Genomic DNA, 7742 nt, shown 5'->3' on the forward strand with positions numbered 1-7742 from the left:
CTCCTACAAATGAGGTCATTTTAATTTGCCCAACCCGGATTTTGAGGTAATAAGTTCGGGTTGTAAGTAAACTCGTCAGTTGGTATCGGATACAGATACAAACGATCGTACCATGTGCGTGTCATACCTGGATAAAGAACGCGGTATTCGCCTGTTGCCGGATCACGTGGACCTAAATAGGTCTTCAGGTTTTCCAGTAACTTACCGGCTTTCCATCTGCATAAGTCATTCCAACGAAGACCTTCACATGCTAATTCCACACGACGTTCGCGACGTATTTCATTCAGCAGCGGAGAGATGGCTACTTCCCATTTTGGCCAGTTCGGATCAGTGAATCCTACATTTACCGTCAGATGCTTCATACCTACACGGTCACGCAGTTTATTGATCGTTTTGTCCAAAACAGTCTGGTCGCATTCTTCCAGTTCGGCTTTTGCTTCTGCATAGTTCAGAAGAACTTCACCATACCGATAGATCAGGTCGTCCAGTGTACATTTGATATATTCGTTATCTTCTGCTAACGGAGAGTACATCTTATACAAACGGTAACCGGTAAATGACAGACTGTTGAAGACCGGAGAATTTTCGTATTCCTCCGAACCGTCAGCCAATATGGCGATAGGGCGTTCAGGAGTGTAAACACATTGTTTCAGACGTGGGTCACGATTTTCGAATTCATCAGTGAATTTGGCATCTCCTTTGTAACGATCGCTTAATGCAATAGGTTTGCCATCATCACATAAGAATGATTCGACGAAATCTTTAGTCATACCTGTACCTGCCTCACGTACAGTACGGGGACGATTGTTCATACGCTTGTCTGTCACATAAGCTGCAAAAAAGATTGCTTCTTTATTATTCGTATAATCCTGCTGATTAAATAGAGCATGGTAGTCGTCTTCGATATTCCCTGTTGAATAGATGTCGTATTTACCGCTATTCATAATCTTTTCTGCAGCTTCTATGCTGGAGCGAAGATACTTATCTGCATTATCAAGATTTCTGTACTTTCTCCATGTACCTTCAAATAGACAAACTCTGGATTTGAGTAATAAGGCTGCGTATTTGCTGAGCCGTGTGTCGATCATTGTTTCCGGTAGCCAAGCTGCTGCTTTATCTAAGCAAGCACAGATTGAATCGATAACAGCTCCGCGGTCATTTCGTGGGTTATACAGTTCTTCCGAAGAAGTCGTAAGATCAGTTGTTAACCAAGGTACATCACCGAATCGAAGAACCTTTTCGTAATAAAATTTGGCTTTAAAGAAGTAAATTTCACCGACATACTGATTGATCTTTTCTGCATTCCCTTCCACTGTATGATAACGAGACAGGAAATAATTACAACTCCGGATATTTGCCCAATCGCCTTTAGCCCAGCCCCCTCCGGCAGTTGGGATCGTATAATCACTCCAGATAAAAGCATCTTTTGTCTGATGTGCCTGGTTATCGGAAGCATTGTCGTTGCCATAAGCACCGGTATTATCCAGCGTGGTGTAGAACTGATTTGCAAAGTTTTTCAAGTCATTTTCTGTCTTCCAATAGGTCTCGTCGTTGATCTTATCTTCCGGGTACAAGTCCATAAAGTCATTATTACATCCGGAAAATCCAAGTAATAAAGACAAGCTTGCTATATAATATACTTTTTTCATTCTGTTTTTTGATTTAATTATTCTACAATGTTCCATTTTAGAATGTCAGGTTTGCACCAAAAGAGAATGACCTGATAAATGGATAAGCATTTACTGTTGCCAATTCAGGATCGAAAGTGTCGGGCATTCCTGAGAATTCAAACAAGTTGTCTGCATTGAAATAAACTCTCAATTTGGAGATTTTAGCCTTTTCCGTGATGTATTTAGGAATAGTATAACCCAGCGCTAACTGTTTACAACGGATATAAGCACCATTCAGCATGAAGCGTGTCTGGTTTTCATTTACGGCAGAACCATTCAAGCGGGCACGTGGAAAGAATGCATCGCGGTTGTCTTCTCTCCAATAGTCATAATTCATCTTTTGGGGAACAGACCATTCAGATGTATAATGAGACAGATAGAATGTCTTCGACGGCATAATATCACGTTTCATAGTTCCCTGGAAGAATAACGTGAAATCGAAGCCCTTATATTCGGCTGTACCACGGATACCGAAGTTATAACGCGGTGTTTCATTACCAATGATCTTCAGGTCACCTGAGTTGTTGGCTGTGTTTTCACCTCTTGTAACCTCTCCATCGCCATTCAGGTCAGCAAATTTAATATCACCCGCATATTGCGTGTAACCTACTATTTTTGACTGGTTCCATGAAGATGCTTCTTCGTCAGACTGAAATAAACCATCTGTGACAAATCCCCAGATTTCTCCCAGTTTCTTACCTTCATAATAATTGTCAGATAAGTTTTTTGTCGGATTATCATATTTGGTGATTTCGGCCTGGTAGTCGGATAAAGATAGTGTTGCACTATAGGCCAGACCGTTTTGTAAGGACGATTTCCATGTCAAAGCCACTTCCCAGCCACTCGTTCTTAAATCGGCTGCGTTCATTTGCGGTTCACTGGTACCGAGGATAGATGGCAATGTTTTCGATTTGGTCAGCATATCTTCTGTTGTACGAACATAGTAGTCGAATTCACCGGTCAACTTACTATCAAACATAGAGAAATTAAAACCTAAGTCCCACTGTTTCACAGTTTCCCATGTCAACTGGTCGCTAACTAACCCCGGAGCATATACGCCCATTTGTTTCTCTCCGTTGAACAAATAACCTACTTCACCTGTAGAATAGGTAGAAATATAGGGATAATAAGAAGCATAACCGCCCTGGCTTAATACCTGGTTTCCTAAAGCACCGTAAGAACCTCTGATCTTGAAATCATTCACGATATGAGAGATCGGTTTCCAGAATTTCTCCTGTGAAAGTCTCCAACCTAATGAGAATGTCGGGAAAAATGCGAAACGATCGTCTTTCGGGAAGCGTGAAGAACCGTCGTAACGTCCGTTTACTTGTACCAGATACTTGTCGTCGTATGCATAGAACAAGCGGAAAAATGCACCACGGATAGCCCACTGGTTCATGTAGTCGGTTGTTGTACGATCGCCGGTTGCCAGATTCAAGAATGGAATATCATTTGCGATTAGGTTGTTTCTGCTCAGACCGACTCCTTTATAGGTTTGGTTTTCCTGGTTAAAACCGACCATTCCTTCGAAAGCATGTACTTTATTGAATTTTTTCTTATAAGTAGCATACGCATTGAATACATCATATTGTGATTCATTTTTTGTATATGATACCTGATTCGGAGAAGTATGCGGGAAGATCGAGCCCTGATTTCCATCCGCATCATAATCGATATATTCGCGAACATGGTTTTTGAAAGAATAGTTATAATAATTATATGTATAATCCACATTGATTTCCAAACCTTCCAGTGGGGTTAATTTGGCAAATGCCGTAGCATACATATTATTATTTCTCATTTCGGCATTACCACCCTGAGACAGCCAGGCTGCCTGGTTAGTGAAATAACCGTCACCGCAGTAACCGGCAAAATGTCCGTCCGGATGATAAACCGGCATTAACGGGCGGCTGTCGCCCGGAATCGTAGCTCCCAAAGAGTTATTTCCATATTTATTCTGAGGACCGGTGTTCATTTTTACCATTGATAAAGTAGCTCTCAATCCCACCTGCAACCAGTTGTTTACTTTATAATTTACATGCTGGAGTACGTTAAAACGTTTGTAATCTTCATCCGTCCATTTGGAGATACCGTCTTGCTGGAACATACCGGCTGAGGTCATATATTTAGCTGTTTCGCTACCTCCCTGTACACTGATGTTGTACTGTTGCATCGGATAGCTTTTCTTATTCAATGCCTCATACCAGTCTGTATTTCCGCAATAACGGTATTTGCTGGCTGCGTCGTCCGGATGATGGAACACCGGAAGATTGTTATTCGGATCGTTATAATATTTTTTGACATGCTCCATTGTGATGTCGTCAAAATAATTGCTACCGTTACTTGTCGTATTGGCATCATTCATCCACTGGGTATATTCCATCGAGTTCATATAATTAGCATGAACGGTTGGAACATTGATAGAATAGTTGGCGCTTAAAGAAACAACCGGCTTTTGTGAGACGAAACCTGTTTTAGTCGTGATTAAGATTACACCGAACGCAGCACGTGCTCCGTAAATAGAAGCCGATGCAGCATCTTTCAAAACAGTAACATCTTTTACATCCTGTGGATTAAGCAGGTTCGGGTCCATTTCGATACCGTCTACCAGAATAAGAGGTTCACCACCGGATAGGTTGGTTGTACCACGGATGTTAAATTTGGAGCCTGTTCCCGGCGCACCATTGGAAGAGGTAATGTTCAGGTTGGCAATGGTCCCCTGCAATCCGGCTCCCAGGTTGGTCAGCGGACGGTCTTCGATAACTTCCGAACCGACCGTTGCGACAGAACCTGTCAAGTCGGCTTTTTTCATTGTACCGTATCCTACAACGACTACTTCTTCCAGTGTTTCTGCATCTTCCTGAAGGATGATTTCCATTCTCTTGCTAGGGTTCGCCTTTACCTCCTGTTTGACATAACCGATAAAAGTGATAACCAGTGTGGAGCCTGATCGGGCATTGATCGAGAAGAGTCCGTCCACATCAGTCGTAGTACCATTGGTTGTTCCTTTCTCAACGATGTTGGCACCGATAACGGCATCTCCATTCGTATCGATAACTTTACCTTTGATAGTACTGTTTTGTTGCGGAGCAGCGGCCATATTCTGTTTACCGAGTACGATATGGTTCCCTTCTACAGAATATGTAATACCCGAATCAGCTAACAACTCTTTCAGAACTTTTGCAACTGGTTGATTTTTAGCTTTTAAAGACACCTTTTTGTTTACATTTACCTGATTGTTATAGATGAACAGATAATCTGTCTGATGTTCTATCTCGTTCAGGACCTTTTCCAGTTGAACATTTTTTTGGTTGATACTGACCCTTGCATTTTGTGAAAAGATATTATCCGCATAACTGTTGAGTATGCAGACCAAAAGCAGGAACGTCGTGATTCTCATAATTCTGAAAATTTTTAAGGGTCGCGGTGCCCGATATTTGCACCTCGACAAAGTGTTTCTTTTCATACTTTCTTTGATTTGAAATTAATAAATTAATAATTCGTTTGTGTCAATTGATGTCTGCCGGCTATTGCCCCCCAGCTTTCACCGGCATTACGGTTAACAAGTTTTTATCCCATAAGCATTTAATTTTTGGTGAAACATAGTGTTTAAATTATTTGATATAAATCATGTGATTGTCGTCATCGCGTTCGTAGGTAAACTTTATATCCTTCTGCAACACTCTCAGGGCATAATCGACACCGTCTGTTTGCCTGAATTTGCCGGTATACAGGTATTTCTGTACCTGTTTGTTTGTGATATAGATGTTTATCCCATAGTATTTTTCAAAATCTTTCATGATCGAAGCGAATGTTTCTTTCTTGAAACAGATCAGCCCCTCCCTCCAGCGGTAAGAAGAATAATCGTCGACAGGCTTTACCCGTAATTTCCCATTATGCAGATAGGCTTTATTATGAGGGGTGAGTGTCAGGCTTTCTGTATCATCCGTCAGGGATGAGATCCTGACACTACCTTCCATCAACGTTGTTTCAAATATTTCAGTACCCGAATAAGAATCGACATCGAATTGGGTTCCCAGTACTTCTACATTGTATTTATTCGTTTGCACGATGAAAGGTTTGGTTTTGTCTTTCGCTACATCGAAGTAGGCTTCTCCATCCAGTTTGACCAAGCGTTCTTTTGAATTGAAGGTAATGGGATATTGGATTGTGGTACGTGCATTCAGCCAAACATTCGTTCCGTCCGCCAAAGTGATATTGATCCGCTGTCCTGCCGGGACCGTGATCGTTTGTAATGCTATAGGGGTTTCTTCCCTTTGCATTTCCTGGTAGATAAAACTCCCGCCAAGCGTAAGGGCAATGATGGCTGCGATTTTGATCAACTCAGTTCTAAGAGAACTAAGGTCATTCAGTTTCTTCCGAAAGAAATTTAATTTTCATTCGGAAGAAACTGAAAAAGCTCCCGAGAGAATAAAAAAAGACATAAAATGTAAAATATCTTTTTGCTATTACTGTACCGGGAAAATTGGATTTCTACCCCGTGTAAATGGAATTAGTATCGCGGGTAATATTTTTTAACGTATCAGAATTTTGTAAAAAGGGCTTTTTTTATGTCACTCTGCTAAAGAAGAATAGAACGTTTAAAAAGGAAAATTGATTTTATATTATTTTTTTCATTATTTTACTAGGGATATTTAGTTGTGAACTGCTATTAATATAGAAGGGTAATCCTAAACAACAGAAATGAACAAAGAAACATTATATAAATTTTTTGAAGGCAACGCATCTTTTGAAGAGGAAGTGGCTGTAAAACAGTGGATGGAAGAATCCACTGAGAACCGTCAGAGCTTTTTGAAAGAGCGAAAACTCTTTGATGCGATGTTGCTTTTAGGAAACGAGAAAGTTATAAAAGCCGGGAAGAAAAGATATTCAATAAACCTTAGTTCTCTTAGGACTGAGTTGATCAAAATCGCAGCCGTAATAGCAATTACTTTGGGTGGAAGCTATCTTTACCATCAGTATTCGTTTGAAAAAGAATTGATGGCAACGAATACAATCAGTGTTCCGGCAGGACAGCGGATCAATATGACTTTGACCGATGGTACGAATGTTTGGCTAAACGCCAGAACTTCACTTACCTATCCGGTAAAGTTCAGCAAAAAGAACCGTCAGGTGATATTGGATGGTGAGGCTTATTTCGAAGTGGCGAAAGATAAAACCAAACCTTTCATCGTGCAAACGAATAAATACAATGTAGAAGTATTGGGAACCAAATTTGATGTGAATGCCTATTCCGAAACGGGTGAATTTGAAACAACATTGATGTCAGGTAGCGTAAGAGTAGCTTCCACCAGTGATCCGGCGCAGAAATTGACGTTGAAACCAAACAATAAGGTCTATTTGCAGGACGGCGAATTGCATGTTTCCGTGGTAGACGATTTCAATCCTTACAGATGGAAAGAAGGGCTGATTTGTTTTAAAAATGAATCGTTTACATCCATTATGAAAGATTTTGAAAAATATTACGGATTAACGATTCAGGTACGGAATAAAGAAGTTCTTAAATACGTTTACACCGGTAAATTTCGCCAGACGGATGGCATAGATTATGCGTTGAGAGTCTTGCAGAAGGATATAAAGTTTAGTTATCAACGGGATGATGAAAATCAGATAATCTACATAGAGTGAGAAGAATATAATATCATAATTTATTAACCTTAAAAAAGGAGCTTATGGAATATACATGAAAACAAAAAATGCCGGCAAACGCTGGGGGGCAATTACCGGCATTCAATCAACACAATTCAATTAAAAACTGTATTAACTTCAAATCATCAACAAAGGTATGAAAAAAAACTCTTTGTCGGGTAGGTATTATCCTAAATCCCCGCAACTTAAACAAATCTTTAGAATTATGCGAATCACCACATTCCTGTTATTAGTTTGTGTTTTTTGCTCTTTCGCGGAAAATACACATTCTCAGAATGCCCGGGTAAGTATTAGTAAACGTAATGCGCAACTGGACGAGGTTCTTAGCGAAATAGAGAATCAGACAGACTATGACTTGTACTGAAAAAAGTTTACACAATCACAAAAAGAAAATGTGTAAAC

At 40.3% G+C, this 7742-nt stretch carries 4 protein-coding genes; 1 reads left to right on the forward strand and 3 read right to left on the reverse strand.

What is annotated here, in order from left to right:
• Positions 1–20: 20 nt before the first annotated feature.
• From DWW23_RS23805 to DWW23_RS23815, 3 genes are all read right to left on the reverse strand, one after another.
• Positions 21–1649 carry a RagB/SusD family nutrient uptake outer membrane protein gene (locus tag DWW23_RS23805; protein ID WP_122356908.1) on the reverse strand — a complete coding sequence of 543 codons (1629 nt, stop codon included), beginning with the start codon at positions 1647–1649 and terminating at the stop codon, positions 21–23.
• Between the two features lie 37 nt (positions 1650–1686).
• Positions 1687–5070: a TonB-dependent receptor gene (locus DWW23_RS23810; RefSeq protein WP_122356910.1), complete on the reverse strand. Its 3384-nt coding sequence runs from the start codon at positions 5068–5070 to the stop codon at positions 1687–1689.
• Positions 5071–5284: 214 nt separating this feature from the next.
• Complete coding sequence (locus tag DWW23_RS23815; RefSeq protein WP_122356921.1) at positions 5285–5953, reverse strand: FecR family protein; 669 nt, start codon at positions 5951–5953, stop codon at positions 5285–5287.
• A gap of 421 nt (positions 5954–6374) precedes the next feature.
• Between DWW23_RS23815 and DWW23_RS23820 the strand changes: the two genes are divergently transcribed.
• Complete coding sequence (locus DWW23_RS23820; protein WP_122356912.1) at positions 6375–7319, forward strand: FecR family protein; 945 nt, start codon at positions 6375–6377, stop codon at positions 7317–7319.
• Positions 7320–7742 lie beyond the last annotated feature (423 nt).

This window comes from Parabacteroides sp. AF14-59 (assembly GCF_003479515.1).
Lineage (GTDB): Bacteria > Bacteroidota > Bacteroidia > Bacteroidales > Tannerellaceae > Parabacteroides > Parabacteroides faecis.